This is a genomic window from Burkholderia sp. AU33803 (assembly GCF_002223095.1).
Taxonomy (GTDB): Bacteria; Pseudomonadota; Gammaproteobacteria; order Burkholderiales; family Burkholderiaceae; genus Burkholderia.
In genome coordinates, this window is the sequence record NZ_NKFJ01000006.1 from 2,129,576 (window position 1) to 2,146,309 (window position 16,734).

The 16,734-nt window shown below is 68.8% G+C and carries 16 protein-coding genes; 5 read left to right on the top strand and 11 right to left on the bottom strand.

Annotated elements, in window-relative coordinates:
• Window positions 1-55: 55 nt before the first annotated feature.
• A complete protein-coding gene (locus CFB41_RS26825; RefSeq protein WP_089458545.1) occupies window positions 56-364 on the top strand; it encodes a helix-turn-helix transcriptional regulator in 309 nt (102 codons plus the stop codon).
• 83 nt (window positions 365-447) lie between these two features.
• The gene (locus CFB41_RS26830) at window positions 448-1,509 is read left to right on the top strand and encodes an alkene reductase (RefSeq protein WP_089458546.1); all 1,062 of its coding nucleotides are present in this window, start codon (window positions 448-450) and stop codon (window positions 1,507-1,509) included.
• An 18-nt stretch (window positions 1,510-1,527) separates the two neighbouring features.
• Here CFB41_RS26830 and CFB41_RS26835 read toward each other — a convergent pair whose 3' ends face one another.
• Window positions 1,528-2,055, bottom strand: a complete 528-nt coding sequence (locus tag CFB41_RS26835; protein ID WP_089458547.1) for a GNAT family N-acetyltransferase — start codon at window positions 2,053-2,055, stop codon at window positions 1,528-1,530.
• Window positions 2,056-2,142: 87 nt separating this feature from the next.
• Between CFB41_RS26835 and CFB41_RS26840 the strand changes: the two genes are divergently transcribed.
• Window positions 2,143-2,754 (top strand): LysE family translocator, encoded by a 612-nt coding sequence (locus CFB41_RS26840; RefSeq protein ID WP_089458548.1) that lies wholly within the window; start codon window positions 2,143-2,145, stop codon window positions 2,752-2,754.
• Window positions 2,755-2,810: 56 nt separating this feature from the next.
• Window positions 2,811-3,767 (top strand): serine aminopeptidase domain-containing protein, encoded by a 957-nt coding sequence (locus CFB41_RS26845; RefSeq protein WP_089458549.1) that lies wholly within the window; start codon window positions 2,811-2,813, stop codon window positions 3,765-3,767.
• On the opposite strand, the gene CFB41_RS26850 is transcribed toward CFB41_RS26845, so the two are convergent.
• Entirely contained in the window at window positions 3,764-4,684 is a 921-nt protein-coding gene (locus tag CFB41_RS26850) for a phosphatidylinositol-specific phospholipase C (RefSeq protein ID WP_179250170.1), read from the bottom strand. The genes CFB41_RS26845 and CFB41_RS26850 overlap by 4 nt on opposite strands.
• A 6-nt stretch (window positions 4,685-4,690) precedes the next feature.
• On the opposite strand from CFB41_RS26850, the gene CFB41_RS26855 reads away from it, so the two are divergent.
• Complete coding sequence (locus tag CFB41_RS26855) at window positions 4,691-5,713, top strand: LacI family DNA-binding transcriptional regulator (RefSeq protein WP_089458551.1); 1,023 nt, start codon at window positions 4,691-4,693, stop codon at window positions 5,711-5,713.
• 32 nt (window positions 5,714-5,745) lie between these two features.
• Here CFB41_RS26855 and CFB41_RS26860 read toward each other — a convergent pair whose 3' ends face one another.
• From CFB41_RS26860 to CFB41_RS26900, 9 genes are all read right to left on the bottom strand, one after another.
• Entirely contained in the window at window positions 5,746-6,606 is an 861-nt protein-coding gene (locus tag CFB41_RS26860) for a carbohydrate ABC transporter permease (RefSeq protein ID WP_089442230.1), read from the bottom strand.
• On the bottom strand, window positions 6,603-7,472 hold the full coding sequence (locus tag CFB41_RS26865) for a carbohydrate ABC transporter permease (protein WP_089458552.1): 870 nt from the start codon (window positions 7,470-7,472) through the stop codon (window positions 6,603-6,605). The genes CFB41_RS26860 and CFB41_RS26865 overlap by 4 nt, the downstream gene beginning before the upstream one ends.
• Window positions 7,473-7,506: 34 nt before the next feature.
• Window positions 7,507-8,745 carry an ABC transporter substrate-binding protein gene (locus tag CFB41_RS26870; protein ID WP_046548265.1) on the bottom strand — a complete coding sequence of 413 codons (1,239 nt, stop codon included), beginning with the start codon at window positions 8,743-8,745 and terminating at the stop codon, window positions 7,507-7,509.
• 289 nt (window positions 8,746-9,034) lie between these two features.
• Window positions 9,035-10,243 (bottom strand): porin, encoded by a 1,209-nt coding sequence (locus CFB41_RS26875; RefSeq protein ID WP_089458553.1) that lies wholly within the window; start codon window positions 10,241-10,243, stop codon window positions 9,035-9,037.
• 167 nt (window positions 10,244-10,410) lie between these two features.
• Entirely contained in the window at window positions 10,411-11,349 is a 939-nt protein-coding gene (locus CFB41_RS26880; protein ID WP_089459000.1) for a helix-turn-helix domain-containing protein, read from the bottom strand.
• A gap of 61 nt (window positions 11,350-11,410) precedes the next feature.
• Window positions 11,411-11,998 carry a DUF3156 family protein gene (locus CFB41_RS26885; protein WP_089458554.1) on the bottom strand — a complete coding sequence of 196 codons (588 nt, stop codon included), beginning with the start codon at window positions 11,996-11,998 and terminating at the stop codon, window positions 11,411-11,413.
• Window positions 11,995-13,497: an APC family permease gene (locus CFB41_RS26890; protein WP_089427102.1), complete on the bottom strand. Its 1,503-nt coding sequence runs from the start codon at window positions 13,495-13,497 to the stop codon at window positions 11,995-11,997. Before CFB41_RS26890 ends, CFB41_RS26885 begins: the two co-directional genes overlap by 4 nt.
• Window positions 13,498-13,733: 236 nt before the next feature.
• Window positions 13,734-15,074: an aspartate aminotransferase family protein gene (locus CFB41_RS26895; RefSeq protein ID WP_089458555.1), complete on the bottom strand. Its 1,341-nt coding sequence runs from the start codon at window positions 15,072-15,074 to the stop codon at window positions 13,734-13,736.
• A 42-nt stretch (window positions 15,075-15,116) separates the two neighbouring features.
• Window positions 15,117-16,619, bottom strand: coding sequence for an aldehyde dehydrogenase family protein (locus CFB41_RS26900; protein WP_089458556.1), 1,503 nt, complete (start codon window positions 16,617-16,619; stop codon window positions 15,117-15,119).
• Window positions 16,620-16,734: the final 115 nt, after the last annotated feature.

Here is a 16,734-nt window from a genome sequence, read left to right on the forward strand (position 1 = left end):
TAAGATTCGCCCATCGACGATACCTGTTTGCCTGACTGAAACGCCCGCCCGATCCATGCCGCCCGAACTCGACATCGAAGCCATCCTGAAAGCGCTCTCGAACCCCGTGCGCCGGGAAATCCTCCTCTGGCTGAAAACGCCGGGCGAGCATTTCCCGAACCAGACGCTGCCGTATGAACACGGCGTCTGCGCGGGCCAGATCGACGCGCGCTGCGGGCTGTCGCAGTCGACCGTCTCCGCGCACCTCGCGACGCTCCAGCGCGCGGGGCTCGTGACGTCGACACGGATCGGCCAGTGGGCGTTCTTTCAACGCAACGAGGCCGTCATCGACGCATTTCACGACGCCCTGCGCCGCGAACTCTAGTCAACACGGCCGAACCCGGCCATGCGGAGCGCTGTCGCCCATGACGCGACGGTTTCCCGCCTTTCGTGAAGAGGTTATTTGCCATGCCCACCCTGTTCGATCCCGTCACCCTCGGCGACCTGACCCTGCCGAACCGCATCGTGATGGCGCCGCTCACCCGCTCCCGTGCCGGCGCGACGCGCGTGCCGAACGCGCTGATGGCTCGCTACTACGCCGAGCGCGCAACCGCCGGCCTGATCATTACCGAGGCAACGTCGGTCACGCCGCAGGGCGTCGGCTACGCGGATACCCCCGGCATCTGGTCCGACGAGCAGGTCGAGGGCTGGAAACAGGTGACGCAGGCCGTGCATGCGGCCGGTGGGCGCATCGTGCTACAACTCTGGCACGTCGGCCGGATCTCCGACCCGGTGTTCCTGAACGGCGACCTGCCGGTCGCGCCGAGCGCGATCGCCGCCGGCGGCCACGTGAGCCTCGTGCGTCCGCAGCGCCCGTACGTGACGCCGCGCGCACTCGAACTCGACGAAATCCCGGGCATCGTCGCCGCGTACCGCAAGGGGGCGGAAAACGCGAAGGCCGCCGGCTTCGACGGCGTCGAAATCCACGGCGCGAACGGCTACCTGCTCGACCAGTTCCTGCAGGACAGCACCAACCACCGCACCGATGCGTATGGCGGCCCGATCGAGAACCGCGCACGCCTGCTGCTCGAAGTGGTCGATGCGGCGATCGACGTGTGGGGCGCCGGCCGCGTCGGCGTGCACCTTGCCCCGCGCGGCGACGCGCACACGATGGGCGATTCCGATCCGGCGGCAACCTTCGGCTATGTCGCGCGCGAACTCGGCCGCCGCAAGATCGCGTTCATCTTCACGCGTGAGTCGTATTCGGGCGACCATCTGAGCCCGCGCCTGAAGGAAGCGTTCGGCGGCCCGCTGATCGCGAACGAGCAGTTCACGCTCGACACCGCGCAGGCCGCGCTCGCAGGCGGCAGCGCCGACGCGATCGCATGGGGCAAGCTGTTCATCGCGAACCCCGACCTGCCGCGCCGCCTCGAACTCGGCGCGCCGCTCAACAAGCCGGTGCCGGAGACGTTCTACGCCGAAGGCGAAACGGGTTATACCGATTACCCGGCGCTGAGCGACGCGGCCTGACGGCCCGGCAGCGCGTGTTCAGCGGCGCACGTCCGCCCGCATGAACACGCGCTGCGTCTCGTCGAGCCCGAGCGCGACGTGATGCGCGCGGATCGCGCGCAGCGTGTCGTCGAGCGCGGCGGCGTCGACGATGCTGAAACCGAGGCGCGCGTAGTACGGCGCATTCCACGGCGCGTCGCGAAACGTCGACAGCACGATCTCCACGATCTCCTCCTGCGCCGCGCGCGCCCTCACCTGTTCGATCAGGCGCGCGCCGATCCGCTGTCCGGCATGCGACGGCGCGACATCCAGCTCTTCCAGATAAAGCCGCTGCGCATCGAGCCGCCGGTAGAACGCAAATCCGACGCACGCCCCCTGCGCATCGACCGCCACATACGCGCGACCGTCGTCGATGCGCTCGAGCACGGCCGTCGCATCGGTCGGCTCGCCTTCGGCGATGCGGGTCATGCCGATTGCGCGGAACCGCTGCGCGGCGGCGACTTCGACCGCGGCCATCGCGGCCGCGTCTTCCCGCGTGGCGGGACGGATCAGGATCGATGCAGTCATCACGGCAATTCAGGCAGGCAGTCTGGAACGGCCGTCACTATAATCGAAACCTCATACGTTTCGAATGCCCCACCCACGAGGTTTGTCATGACGTTGTCCGCGCTCGCCGTCTTCGCCGTCACCCTGCTCGTCACCGCCGGCACGCCCGGCCCGAGTGTCGCCGCGCTGGTCGCGCGCGTGCTGACGAACGGCGTGCGCGACGTGCTGCCGTTCCTCGTGGCCATGTGGGTCGGTGAAGCGCTGTGGCTCACGCTCGCGGTCGCGGGGCTGTCCGCGTTCGCGCGCACGTTCGCGGCCGGGCTGATCGTGCTGAAGCTGCTCGGCGTCGCGTACCTGCTGTTCCTTGCATGGAAGATGTGGACCGCGCCGACCGCGACCGGCGCCGACGACCTGCCGCGCGGCCAGTCGCCGTGGCGCATGTTCGTCGCGGGCATGCTCGTTACGCTCGGCAACCCGAAGATCATGGTGTTCTATCTCGCGCTGCTGCCGACGATCGTCGATCTCTCGCACGTGGGTGTGACCGCATGGGGCGAGCTGGTCGGCACGATGCTCGCGGTCCTGATCCTTGCCGACTGCTTCTGGTCGCTGCTGGCGTCACGCGCACGGGCGTTCCTGACGTCGGCACGCGCGAAGCGGTTCGCCAACCGCACGAGCGCGACCGCGATGGCCGGTGCGGCGGTGGCGATCGCGACGCGCTGAGCGCCACTGTCCGACGCCCGTCGCGCCGCGGCCCCTCCACTGCCCGGGGAATCGACATGAAAACCTGGCTTTCGGCTGCCCTGCTCTGCCTGTCCGCCACGCTCGCGCACGCGGCCGGCATCAAGTTCGTCACCATCCCGGCCGACGCGGCCGGCCCCGAGCTGCGCGCCGTCATCTGGACGCCCTGCGCAACCCCCGCGCAGTCGCTCACGATCGGCCCGTTCGTGCTGAAAGGGCAACGCAACTGCCCGACCGTCGGCGACAAGCTGCCGCTCGTCGTGATTTCGCACGGCCACGCCGGTACCTACTTCGGGCACCACGACCTCGCCGAAACGCTCGCCGACGCAGGCTACGTCGTCGCGGCGATCAACCATCCCGGCGACACGCATACCGACATGAGCCGCGCGGCCGACCTGCGGGAGCTGGTCGAGCGGCCGGATGACATCAAGCGCCTGGTCGACTACATGCTGGCCGACGGGCCCGACGCCACGCATATCGATCCCGCGCGGATCGGCTTCTTCGGCTTTTCGCGCGGCGGCTATACGGGCCTCGTGCTGGCCGGCGCCAATCCGGATTTCGTCCACGCGCACGTGGCCTGCCCGGACCCGACCTGGCTGATCTGCAAGCAGATCCGCGACCGTGACCTGCCGCGCCGGCCACTGACGCACGATCCGCGGATCAAGGCCTACGTGATCGCCGACCCGATGAACGAATTCCCGAGCGCCGATACGCTCAAGGACGTGCACGCGCCGATCCAGCTCTGGGGTTCCGAAGCGGGCGGCGACCGCGTGGAGCCGGAAACGGTCCCCGCGCTGGCCGGCATGCTGCCGCAACGGCCGGAATTCCACGTCGTGCCGAATTCTGCGCATTTCGCGTTTCTCGCGCCGTGCTCCGACCAGCTGGCGCAGGTCTCGCCTGAAGTCTGTACCGATGCGAAGGGATTCGATCGCGCGGCCTTCCACGACACGCTCGACGCGAAGGCGCTCGCGTTCTTCAGCGCGAATCTGCGCTAACAGCGAAACGTCTTGCGCCAGACGCCCTGCACCGGCACATGGTCGTTGCACGCGATCAGCGCGCGCACCAGCGCCCAGTCGTCGTCATCGCAGAAGTCGAGCAGCATCGTGCCATACGGGCCGGGCTGCTCGCGCAGCCGCTCGGCCAGCCGCGCATGAATGCCCCGCACCCTGCCGTCGCCGTGCGCGACCACCGAAGGATTCGCGCCCATCCCGGTCCCGCTGCAGAAGTTGATCGCCCAGCGGCCGCTGTCCGGCGACGGCAGGTCCGTCAGCAGCGCGTCGATCGCCCGCCACTTCCAGCCGATCGACGCGGCCACCGGCACGCGGTATTCGTCCTGGATCACGAACGCGCCGTCGGGGTGGTCGATCGTGAACGTCGCGTTGTCGGGCCACGCGGTCAAATCGATGCCGAGCGGCCGGCTGCTGCGAAAGCGCCGCAGCAGCACGATTGCGCCGCGCACGTCGCCGAGCGCGGGCAGCGTGCCGCCGGCATGCCAGCGCAGCCGCGGATGCCGTTCGCGATGCGCGTCGAACGTCGCATCGAAACTGCGCGTGCACGCGTGCGCCGGCCATTCGTCCTTCACCGACATGACGATGCATTCGCGCGGATGCGCGTCGAGAAAACGCGCACAGGTGGCCAGCACGTCGTCGAACGTCATGCCGAGCGCGATGCCGCCGTGATGGATGTCGAACGCATCGCGCACGTGCCGGCAGCGGATGTCGAGGAGCCGCACGCCATGCGCGAGCTGGGCATCGAGCGGCGCATGCTGGGTGCGCACGAGCCGATCGTCGACGGTATACGCACAGGTGTCATGGCTGCCCGGTAGGGTCAGCGTATGCAGCAGCCGCGCATCGTCGAGCGCCGACATCCAGTCGGCGGGCGGCATGCACGTATCGTGGCTCGAAGGGATCATGAATCGATGAATGACAAGGAAAGAAAGCCGTGGGTCACGGCGTCGGACGTCGCGGCGCGCGCCGGCGTGTCGCGCTCCGCGGTCTCGCGTGCATTCTCGCCGACGGCGAGCATCGCCCCGCAGACGCGTGAGCGCGTGATGGTCGCCGCGCGCGCGCTCGGCTACCAGGTCAACCTGATCGCGCGCGACATGATCACGCAGCGCAGCAGCATGATCGGCGTCGTGACGGCCGGGTTCGAGAATCCGTTTCGCGCCCGGCTGCTGTCGGACCTGATGGCCGCGCTCGGGCAGCGCGCGCTCACGCCGCTCGTGACCAATGCGGAAGATCCGCGTCAGGTCCGGCAATCGCTCGAACAGTTGCTCAGCTACCGGATCGCGGGCCTCGTGATGACGTCCGCGTCGCCGCCGCTGTCGGTGGCGCAGCAGTATCTCGAACACCGGATTCCGGTCGTGATGATCAACCGCGAGGCGAACCTGCCGGGCGCGGACATCGTCGTCAGCGACAACGCGGCGGGCGCCGCCCATGCGGCGCAGCGGCTCGTGCGGGCCGGCGCGCGCCGGCTCGCGTTCGTCGGGCCGCGCGGCGCGAGCTACAGCGCGCAGTCGCGTGCTACCGCGTTCGAACAAGCGATCGGGCGCGGCGATGCATTCGACGCGACACTCGCACACGTGCTCGACACGCCGTCCGACACGCATGCAAGCGGCGTCGACGCCGCGCGGCAACTGTTCGCGAACGGCAAGCGGCCCGACGGCGTGTTCTGCTCGTCCGACCTGCTCGCGCTCGGCGTGATCGACGTCGCGCGCAGCGAATTCGGGTTGCGCGTGCCGGACGACGTTCGCGTGATCGGCTTCGACGACATCCCGGCCGCCGATTACGATGCGTACCGGCTCACGACGCTGCGGCAGGACACGCGCGGCCTCGCGCAAGCGGCGGTCGACCTGCTCGCCGACCGGATGCAGGCGTTCGACGGCCCGTCGCGCACGCGCATCGTGCCGGTCACGCAGGTGGTGCGGGCCAGCTGCGCATAACCAGGGAGAATTGGGCGCGGCGACGCCGCGCGTCACTTCAGCCCGCCCGCGAACCCGCGCAACAGGTAGCGCTGCACATAGCCGGCCACGGCCAGCGTGGGCAGCGACGCCATCAGCCCCGCGCTCATCAGGTCGCCCCAGTCGATGCCGTTCTCCGTCACGTAGCCGGCAATCGCGAGCGGCAGCGTGAAGCGGCTCGGCGTCGACACGAACAGCAGCGCGATCAGGAATTCGTTCCACGCGGCGATGAACACGAAGATCGCGGTTGCGATCAGCCCCGGCGCGCATAGCGGCAGCACGATCTGCACGAGGCGGCGCGCGAGCCCCGCGCCGTCGATGCAGGCGGCTTCCTCGTATTCGATCGGCACGTCGCGCACGAACGCGAGCAGCATCCAGATCGCCATCGGCAGCGCGTAGATCTGGTACGCGAGCATCAGGCCGAGCGTCGAATCGAGCAGGTGCAGCCGCTTCGCGAGCGCGAACAGCGGCACCGCGATCGTGATCGGCGGCATCAGCTTCAACGCGAGCACGAGCACCAGGAACAGCAGGTCGAGCCGCGCCGGAAACCGCAGCCGCACGAGCGCATACGCGGCCGGAAACGCGAGCGCCAACGCGAGCAGCGTCGTGCCGAAGCCGACCAGCAGCGAATTGAACAGCGGTGCGCCGATGCCGTTCGACCAGACCGACGCGAAATGTTCGAAGGTCGGCGCGGCCGGCCAGATCCGCAACGGATGATCGAGCCGTTCGAGTGTCGGCATGAACGCCGCGCCGGCCATCCACAGGCACGGCAGCAGCAACAGCGCGAGCGCGGCGATGCGCAACGCCCACGGCATCGCGCGACCGAAAGCGGCGCCCGTTCGCGCGCCCGTGATGCGAGCGGATTGCGCCGTCATGCGCGCCGCTTGCGAACCGTCTGCCATACGTACCCCGAGACCAGCAGCGCGGACGCCGCGAGCATCAGCACCGACGCGGCGCTCGCCGGCCCGACGTTGAAGAAGCGGAAGCCCGTGTCGTAGATATAGGTCGACAGCGTCTGCGTCGCGTTGCCGGGGCCGCCGCCCGTCAGCGCATAGACCTTGTCGAACAGCTTGAACGTGTCGATCGAACGCAGCAGCAGCGCGAGGCCGATCTGCGGCGCCGCGAGCGGCAGCGTGATGTCGCGCAGGCATTGCCACTCGCTCGCGCCGTCGGTGCGCGCGGCTTCGTACAGCTCCTGAGGGATCGACTGCAGCCCGGCGAGCACGATCAGGAACGCCATCGGCGTCCACTGCCACACGTCGACGAGCGCGAGCGACCACAGCGCGAGATGCGGATCGGACAGCCAGCGTACGCCTTCGATGCCGAACGCCGCGAGCAGCGTGTTCAGGAAGCCGTCGAAGTTGAGCCAGTTGCGCCAGATCGCCGAACACACGAGCGTGGACAGCATCATCGGCAGGATCGCGAGCGGCAGCGCGATGCGCCGCCCCGGAAACGCACGCACGAACAGCAGCGCGAGGCCGAAGCCCAGCGCGACTTCGGCGAGCGACGCGACGATCGTGAAGCGCAGCGTGTTGCCGAAGCCGGCCGTGAACGCGTCGTCGCCGAGCACCGCGCGATAGTTCGCGAGCCCGACGAACGCGCGCCGGCCGGCCGAGTAGTCGACCCGGCAGAACGAATCGATCAGCACCTGCGCGACCGGATACAGCGCGAGCGCGGCGAGCACCAGCAGCGCGGGCCCGAGCAGCGCGACGAACGGCAGGCTGCGGCCGAAGGCTTTCATGCGCTGTGTTCCGGCGAGGGTTCGAGGCGCGTGGTCACTTGCCGGCCGCGGCCGTCGCCTGCGCGATCTTCTGCTGCGCCTGGCGCAACGCGGCGTCGGGGGCGGCCTGCCCGGTCAGCGCGAGCTGCAGCTGGTCGCCGAGAATGCTCTCGACCTGCTGCCAGTCATTCACGCGCGGCCGCGCACGGCCGGCCTCGAGCGCCTTCAGCTGATCCGGATACCAGCGGTACTGGCGCACCAGCGCCGGATCGTTGAACACGCTGCGGCGGGTCGGCGGAATGCCGATGCCGGCGAGGCGCGTCTGCGTGTCGCGGGCGGTCAGGTACGCGAGGAAATCCTGCGCGAGCTTCGCGTGCGGCGCGTCCTTCGGGATGCCCATCTGCCAGATGCCGAGCATCGGCGCCGGGCCGGCGGTCTGCCCGGGCGGCGGCTGCAGCGCGATCTGCCCGACCACGCGCGACTGCTTCGGATCGTCGAGCGCCGGCACCCACGCCGGCCATACCTCGATCGACTGCGCGGCCGTGCCGCGCTGCAGCGCATCGCGCACTTCTGCTGCGCCATATACGTCGACGTCCTTCGGCGCGGACGCCTTCAGCGCGAGGAAGGTCTTCAGCGCGGCCTGCGCCTCACGCGAATCGATCGTCACGTTGCCGGCACGGTCGAACACGTCGCCGCCGTAGGCCCACAGGATCGGCAGGAAGCCCGTCACGACCGGGTTGCCCTTCGTGCCGCGGAACACGACGCCCGACACGCTCTTGTCCGCGCCGCCGACGGTCTGCGCGATCTTCAGCACGTCGTCCCAGTTGCGCGGCGGCTGCAGCTTGTACTTCGCGAGCAGGTCCTTGCGGTACGCGAACATCTCGACGTTGCCGACGATCGGCAGCGCGTACAGCGCCCCGGCCGCGTTGCGGCCGAGCGCGACGGTGGACGGCACGAGATCGGCATCCGCGAGCGACGCGGGCAGCGGCTTGAGCCAGCCGTTGCCGATGAATTCGGGCGCCCACGTGTCGTCCATCATCACGAGGTCGTACGCGCCGGTGCCTTCGCGCATCGACAGCTTGAGCTTCTGGTACAGGTTCGCGTTCGGCAGCTTGAGCAGCTCGATCTCGGTGCCCGGGTGCAGCTTGTTGAAGCCGGCGACGGCGTCGGCCAGCCCCTTGCCGTAGATGTCGTCGCGGCCTGCGATGACGAGATCCGCGGCAACGGCGTGCGTGGCGGCGAAGGACAGCGCAAGGGCGGCGGACAGCGCCCGCAGGCGGCTCAGCAAGGTCATGAGGTCTCTCTCGTTCGGCGTGGTGGCGGGACGGCCGGGTGTTGCACACGTGTGCAACGCGGGGGATGCTTCCGGCCGCCTGTAGCGAACGCCATTGTTCACGCCGATCGTTAAGAATTTATGGCACGCGGCGATCGCCGGTGCGCGGCGCCTGCCGAGCGCTTGCCACGGCGAATCGGGCGGCAACCCGGCCGCCCGCCAACCGCCTGCTGCTCGCCGCCCGTTGCCCGTTGCCCGTTGCTCGTCGCCGGCCGCCCGCGTTCCGCGCGCCGTGTCGCATGCCCTGCGCTTAAAAGTTCACACGAATGCCCGCCATCACCGCCAGTTGCCGGCTCGAGTTGCTGTTCGCGAGCACCGGGATCTGCGCGTAGTTCACCGCGTTGCCGTCCGCGTCGGTGCCGAGCCCCTTGCCGCTCGCGATCTGGCCGATCGCGACCGCATACAGCGCCGTGCGCTTCGACAGGCTGTAGTTCGTGCCGACGTTCACCTGGTGGAACCGCGTCGTGCCGCGCCCGTCGGTATGCGCGGCGTTGAAGATGTAGGCGACGCCGCCCTGCAGCGCGGGTGTGAACATGTACGTGGCGTTCAGCTCGCCGATATCGAACGTGAACGCCTGCGTGCGCGGCTGCGCAGTGGTCGAGAAATAACGGCTGTCGCCGAGGCGCGTATGCGTATAGGTGAGCGCGATCGTCGCGTCGCCGAACGTGACCGAGCCGCCCGCGCCGAACGCGCGCATCGAACCCGCATCCTGCAGCAGGCAATACATCGCCCCTGGGTTGCTGCACGCGAAATCGCCGATATAGCCGTTCGCGCCGCCGAGCGCCGCGTCCAGCGGCTGGTGCAGGTCGAGGTAGCCGACCGAGAATGCGACCGGCGCACGCGTGTACGTCACGGCCACCGCGTAACCGCGCTTCGCGGAGAAATCGCCAGCCTGCCCGCCGAAGCTGAACGTGCCGCCGAACGTGAGGCCGTTGAAATCGGCGCTGGTGAACTTCACCGCGTTGTTGAAGTTGAACGCGGCGTTCAGGTTGTCGACGTCGCCGAGATGCGAGCCGTACGGCGTCGCCCAGTTGTTGCTCGACACGTACGCGCCGAGCATGTCGGTGTACGAGTCGTACTGGCGGCCGAGACCGAGCGTGCCGATCCCGTCCTGGCGCAGCCCGACCCATGCCTGCCGGCTGAAGGCCGTGCCGCCCTGCAGCGCCTGCCCGTTCGCGGACAGGAACTGCTGCTCGAGCGTGAACACCGCATTGAGCCCGCCGCCGAGCGGCTCGGCGCCCTGGAAGCCGAACCGCGACGGCACGAGGTTGCCGCCGCCCATCTGCCATGCGTGGCCGCCGCCCGTGCTGCCGTCGGCGCGCGTGAACTGCTGGTTCGTCGAGTAGATGATGCCGGTATCCACGGTGCCGTACAGCGTCACGCTGCCCGAGGTCTGCGCGTGCGCGTGCATGCAACCCAGCGTCGCCGCCGCCGCGGCCAGTCGTCGTCCGATCTTCATGTCCCGCCCCTCTGTTGTCATCGATTCGCAGTGCAGATCGATGAGGTTATCGATATGGGTGACAGGACTCTATCCAGCGAAAATTCAGGACCTCTATCGCAAATCGGCAAACGGTCGCACGCGTTGCTTGCGACGGTGCTCGGCGGCGCCGGTTCGGCGCGCGTGCGTCATTCGGGGCGCGTCGTCTTCGACGGCAACTCGCCGAATAGATCGCGATACTCGCGCGCGAAATAGCCGAGGTGCGTGAACCCCCAGCTCGCGGCGGCCTCGCCGACGCCGAGCTGCTGCACGGGCGTCGTGCGCAGCATGCGGCGCACCGCGTTCAGCCGGATCGTGCGCAGATAGCCCACCGGCGTAACGTCGGCCACGCGTTGAAAACTCGTTTGCAGCGTGCGGCGGCTGCAGCGCAGCGCGCGACACAGTTCGAGCACGGTGACGGGTTCCTCGGGCCGGTCGCGCAGATGCTTCTCGCAACGGCTCACGATGTCGCTGTAGGTGGCGTGCGTGATGTCGCGACGCTCGACGCCGATGCCCTGCTCGAGCGCATCGAGGAACATGCCGAGCATCGCGTCGCGGAACATCTTGCGGGTAGCCGCGTATTCGAGGTGGCCCGGGTTGCGCTGCGCATCGTCGATCAGCGACGACAGCCGCGCGCCGAGCGCGACGCCCTGCTCGTCGGACAGCCGCGTCACGTGGCGTAGCTTGCGCGCGCCGGACGCGCCGAATTCGGCTTCGCACAGCTCGTCGACCATGTCGGACGCCGCGCTGATCCCGACGAGCCCCATCCCTTCCGGCGTGTGGAATTCGAAATCCTCGCCGGCGCGCAGCGCGAGCAGCGCATAGCCGTCGACGGGCTGGCCCTGAAACGTGCCCGCGAGCGGCACGGACAGCGGCACCGCGAGCGACGTGCGCCCGGCCGGCGCGAGCCCGGTTTGCGCGACGCGCCGGTTGGTCGTTTCGCGGAAGAAGTGAAAATCGTCGTACAGCACCTGCGTGACGGTGCCCTTGAAGCGGCCCGGCGTCATCTGGCGGTACACCTGATGCCAGCCCGCGATCGCGAGCCCGTGATCGTGCACGTCTTCGTGTGAGCGTGACTGGAACAGCATCGGCATCTCCGGTAAAACCCTTAAACGCGGCCGCCGGTTCCCCGGCGCGCAACGCCACAGCTTACCCGTGCAAAATCCTGCGTAGTGCGGTTTCGAACGCAAGACAGGCCGCCAACAGCGCGGCGGCCTGCTCGCCCGTCAGGCGGACGTAGCGGCGAAACGACGGCATCCGGTTCACGACCTCGCTGCCGCCGAACGGCACGATCGCGAGCGTCCAGCGGCCGTCGCGCGCGTCGATCGTGCAGTCGGTCAGGTGCAGCGGCCGCAGCGCGTCGGCCAGCGACGGCTCGGCGACCAGTGCGGCCAGCGTGTCGGCGAATCCGGGGTCGCATCCTGGAGCGGCCAGCCCGTCGATACCCGTGCAGCGCAGCCAGCCGGTCTGCCGCACGCGCGCACTGCCCTGCACGGCCGGGCCGCACGCGGTGGCCGCCACCTTCACGCTGACCGTGTGCATCAGGAACTGGCGGTCGACGCGCTCGTCGATGCTCACGCGCACGCCGTTCGGCAGCCTCGCCGTCGGACTGCCGACGTGATCGGCATCGCGCTCGGCGCCCAAATCCGCCAGCACGCGCGCGGCGATCGCGCCGGGCCGGTGGCCGGGCGGCGGCGCATCGGGCGCCATGCGCAAGCGGGCGAGCACGGCCTTCACGATGCGACGTGCTCGTTGCGCAGTACTTCCTCGACCGGCACCGGCTTGAACGGATGCCGGCGCTGCACGACGAGCGTCCAGAACAGCGCGTACAGCGCGGTGAGCCCGAGCATCGCGCCGAACGGCACGTAGATGTCGCGCGCGTTCATGCCCGGCGGCGTGATGTACCAGATCGCCAGGATGATGCCGACGCTCGACACGATCTGCGGCAGCGGGAACAGCGGCGAACGGTACGGGCGAGGCAGGTCCGGGCGGCGAATCCGCAGCATCACGACCGACGCGGTGACGAGCAGGTACGCGGTGCCCCATGCGCAGGTCGCGGCGAGCACGAGATGCAGGATGCTGTCGAGATTGCCGTTGATCAGCCATGCATGGAAGATCGGCACGATCGCCGCCGCCACGATGCCGACCACCGGCGTCTTGAAGCGCGGATGCAGGTACGCGAAGCAGCGCGGCAGCGCGCCGTCGATCGCCATCCCGTACAGGATGCGCGGCAGCCCGGCCATCAGCGTGTTGATCGTCGCGGCGCCCGCACAGAGGAACGCGATGCCGAACCAGATGCGGCCGAACGGCCCGAGCACCTGCAGCGCGAACGCGGGAATCGCGCCCGGCGTGTCGAGCAAATGCGTGAGGCCGTCGGCGCTCACCGGCACGTTCGCGACCTGGCGGCGGATCGCCGCGCCATACAGGAACATGCAGATCGCGACGCCGACGAGGCCCAGCGCCATCGCACGCGGAATCGTCTTGCCCGGCGCCTTCATTTCCGGCGCGAGCGGCGTGACGAATTCGCAGCCGACGAACATGAACATCGCCATCCCGACCAGCGACAGCACGGCCGGCACCGACGTGCCGACTTCCGAGCCGCCGAACCAGCCGTCGAGATGCACGGCCGGCGCGGCCGCGAGCCCGAGGATCCCGAAGATCATCAGCGACAGCCACATGCCGGCCGTCAGCACGATCTCGAGCTTGCTGAACACCTTGATGCCGATGATGTTGGTGATCGCGAACGTGACGACGAGGCCGACGCCGACGAGCCACGAACTGTTGTGCTTCTCGAACGCGGCATTCAGCGATTCGAAATTGACGAGCGCCATGATGCCGCTCAGGATCGTTTCGGCCGTGCCGGCGAACACGTGCACGAGGAAATACGCGGAGATCGTGCCGGTGATCGCCCAGAAGCGGCCGAGCCCGCACGACAGGTAATCGTAAACCGAGCCGGCCGTCGGCAGCATCGCGGCGGCTTCGGAGAAGGTGGTCGCCTGCGCCTGCATCATCACGAACGCGATGATCATCGCGACCGCGAACGCCCAGCCGCCCATCCCGAAGCCCGACGTCGCGGTGAGAATCACCGGGCTGGCCATGATGAGGCCGACGGCGCTCGCCAGCGCGGTCGGAAAGCCGACCGCACCCGCCTTCAGCGCCGTGCCGCCCCCCGCTTCAGCCGGCGTGCCGGCGGGCGTGTCGCCCGCTGCGCCGGTAACTCCAGACCATCCCGACATCCCTGTCTCCTTCCTGTGTCGACCCCGGCCGCCGCTTCGTCGGCGGCCGGGGTTCCATGGCTATGCGGTCGGCCCGGGCGGCGCTTCAGCGCTTCGATTCCCGGGCCCCTAGTCGATCACACCTCGATCCGATGTCGAAAAAATACGCAGGCAAAATAATCCGGTCATAGCGCAAATTGGCAAACCGGCGGCGGCCACGCTGCCCGCCGCCGGCGCGCCGTCACGCGGTCACACCGTCACGCGAACGGCACGGACTCGAAGCCCGCCGCGAGCGCGTCGACGATCCGGTCGAGCTGCTCGCGCTGGATCACGAGCGGCGGCGACAGGATGATCTTCGTGCCGACCGGGCGCACCAGCACGCCGTTCTCGCGCGCGACTTCCGCGACCGCGTTCGCATAGCCCGAGAGCGGGTCGATCGGCTCGCGCGTATCCTTGTTCGCGACCAGGTCGAGCGCGAGCATCAGCCCCTTGCCGCGCACTTCGCCGACCGCCGCGAAGCGTTCCGCGAACGGCTTCAACGCCTCGAGCAGATACGCGCCCTGCTTCGCTGCGTTGACCGGCAAGTCCTCCTTCACGACGATGTCGAGGCTCGCGATCGCGGCCGCGCACGCGACCGGATGGCCCGCATACGTGTAGCCGTGCATGATCGCGCCGCCGAAATCGGCGTTCGCGGCGAACGCGTCCTCGATCCGTGCGTTCACGACGGTCGCGCCGAGCGGCACGTAGCCCGACGAGATGCCCTTCGCGAGACACATGAGGTCCGGGCGCACGCCCCAGCCGCGGCTGCCGAACATACTGCCGCTGCGGCCGAAGCCCGTCACGACTTCGTCGGCGATCAGCAGGACGCCGTAACGGTCGCACACCTCGCGCACCAGCGGCCAGTAGTTGGCCGGCGGCACGATCACGCCGCCCGCGCCCTGGATCGGCTCCGCGATGAACGCGGCCACCGTGTCGGGGCTCTGGAACTGGATCTCGCGCTCCAGCATCTCCGCGCAAATCCGGCCGAGTGCTTCGGGATCCTGTGTAAACGGGTTGCGGTACAGCCACGGCGTCTCGACGTGGAAGCAGCCCGGCAGGTTCGGCTCGTAGTTGCGGCGGAACACCGTGTTGCCGTTCACCGACGCACCGCCGAAGTGCGTGCCGTGATAGCCCTGCTTCAGCGAGATGAACTTCGTGCGGTCGGCCTGGCCGCGCACCTTCCAGTACTGGCGCGCGATCTTCAGTGCGGTCTCGATCGAATCGGACCCGCCCGAGCTGTACAGCACGCGGCGCATGCCCTCCGGTTCGAGCATGTCGATCACCTTCTTCGACAGCTCCTCCGCGCGCGGATGCGAAATGCCGTCGAACAGCTGGAAGTATTCGAGCTCGTCGAGCTGGCGCACGATCGCGTCCTTCACTTCCTGGCGGTTGTGGCCGACGTTCACGTTCCACAGGCCCGCGACGCCGTCGACGAGCTTGCGGCCCTGTTCGTCGAATACGTAGCAGCCGTCGCCGCGCACGATGCGGATCGGCTTGCGCTGTTTCATCTCGTTCGGGTGCAGCATCGGGTGCCAGAATTTCGCTTCGTTGTAGCTCATTGCAGTCTCCACTGTCGGATCGTTTGAGGTTGATACCGCGCGTCAGTGCGCGATGCAGACGGATTTGGTTTCGGTGAAGCCTTCGATCGCGTACTGGCCGAATTCGCGGCCGATGCCCGATTGCTTGTAGCCGCCGAACGGCATCGACGGGTCGAGCGGAATATGGCAATTCACCCATACGGTGCCGGCCTCGATCTGCGGCACGAGGTTCATCACGCGCTTCAGGTCGTTGCTCCAAAGGCTCGCGGCGAGGCCGTACGGCGACGCGTTCGCGAGGCGCACTGCGTCGGCCGCGTCGTCGAACGGCACGACGACGATCACCGGGCCGAACACTTCGTCGCGCACGATCGCGCTGTCCGGATGCGGATCGGCGATCACGGCCGGCTTCACGTAGTAGCCGGGCAGGTCGTCGGCCGGCGTGCCGCCCGCGAGGAACGTCAGGCCCGCGCGGCGCGCGCCTTCGATGTGCTGGACGACCTTGTCGCGGTGGTGCGCGGACACCAGCGGGTTGATCTGCGCGGTCGTGTCGAGGCCCGCGCCGAGCTTCATCGACTGCGCGACGCCCGCGAGGCCGTCGGCGAGCTGCGCGAACTTGCTGCGATGCACATAGATGCGCGAGGCGGCCGCGCACACCTGCCCCTGGTTGAAGAACGCGCCGGCCGCGACACCGTCGAGCGCCTGCGCGACGTCGATGTCGTCGAGCATCACGATCGGGTTCTTGCCGCCGAGCTCCAGCGAGAAGCGGGTCATGTTCTGCACGGCCGCCGCGCCGACCAGCTTGCCGGTCGCGGTCGAGCCCGTGAACGAGATCTTCGCGATCGACGGGTGGCTCGCGAGCGCAGCACCGCACACGCGGCCGCCGGTGACGACGTTGAACACGCCGGGCGGCACGCCGGCCTCGCGGGCGAGCTCGGCCAGGCGCAGCGCGGTGAGCGGCGTTTCCGGCGACGGCTTCAGCACGATCGTGCAGCCGGCCGCGAGCGCGGGAATCAGCTTCCACACCGCAATCATCAACGGGAAATTCCACGGCACGATCGCGGCGACCACGCCGACCGGCTCCTTGCGCGTATAGGCCGTATAGCGCGCGCCGGGCGGGAACGGGATCGACACGTCGAGCGTCTGGCCGGTGATCTTGGTCGCCCAGCCGGCCATGTAGCGCACGTATTCGACGCTCGCGCCGACCTCGATCGCGCGCGACACGTGGATCGACTTGCCTTGGTTCAGCGTTTCGAGCTGCGCGAGCGTTTCGGCGTCGGCTTCGATCAGGTCGGCGAGTTTCAGCAGGATGCGTTCGCGGTCGGCCGGGCGCAGGCCGCTCCACACACGGGTGTCGAATGCGCGCTTCGCGCTGGCGACCGCGCGGTCGACGTCGTGTGCGTCGGCGTCCGCGACGGTCGCAAGCCGCTCGCCCGTCGCGGGGTCGTACACGTCGAGCCGCGCGGCCGCGTGGGCGGGCTGCATTTCACCGTCGATGAAGAGGCCGAAGTCGCGCGCAACGAAGGTGCGCACGGTGTCGCTGACGGCGACGAAATTCGTGGTGCTCATGGGCGTCTCGGGGATTGTCGTGGCTGGACCGCGTGCGCACGGGCACGCGGGCGTCGTTCCACTGTATCGACGAGGGTTCGCGCCCGGTGAGCGCAAATTGGCAGCGCGTGGGCGG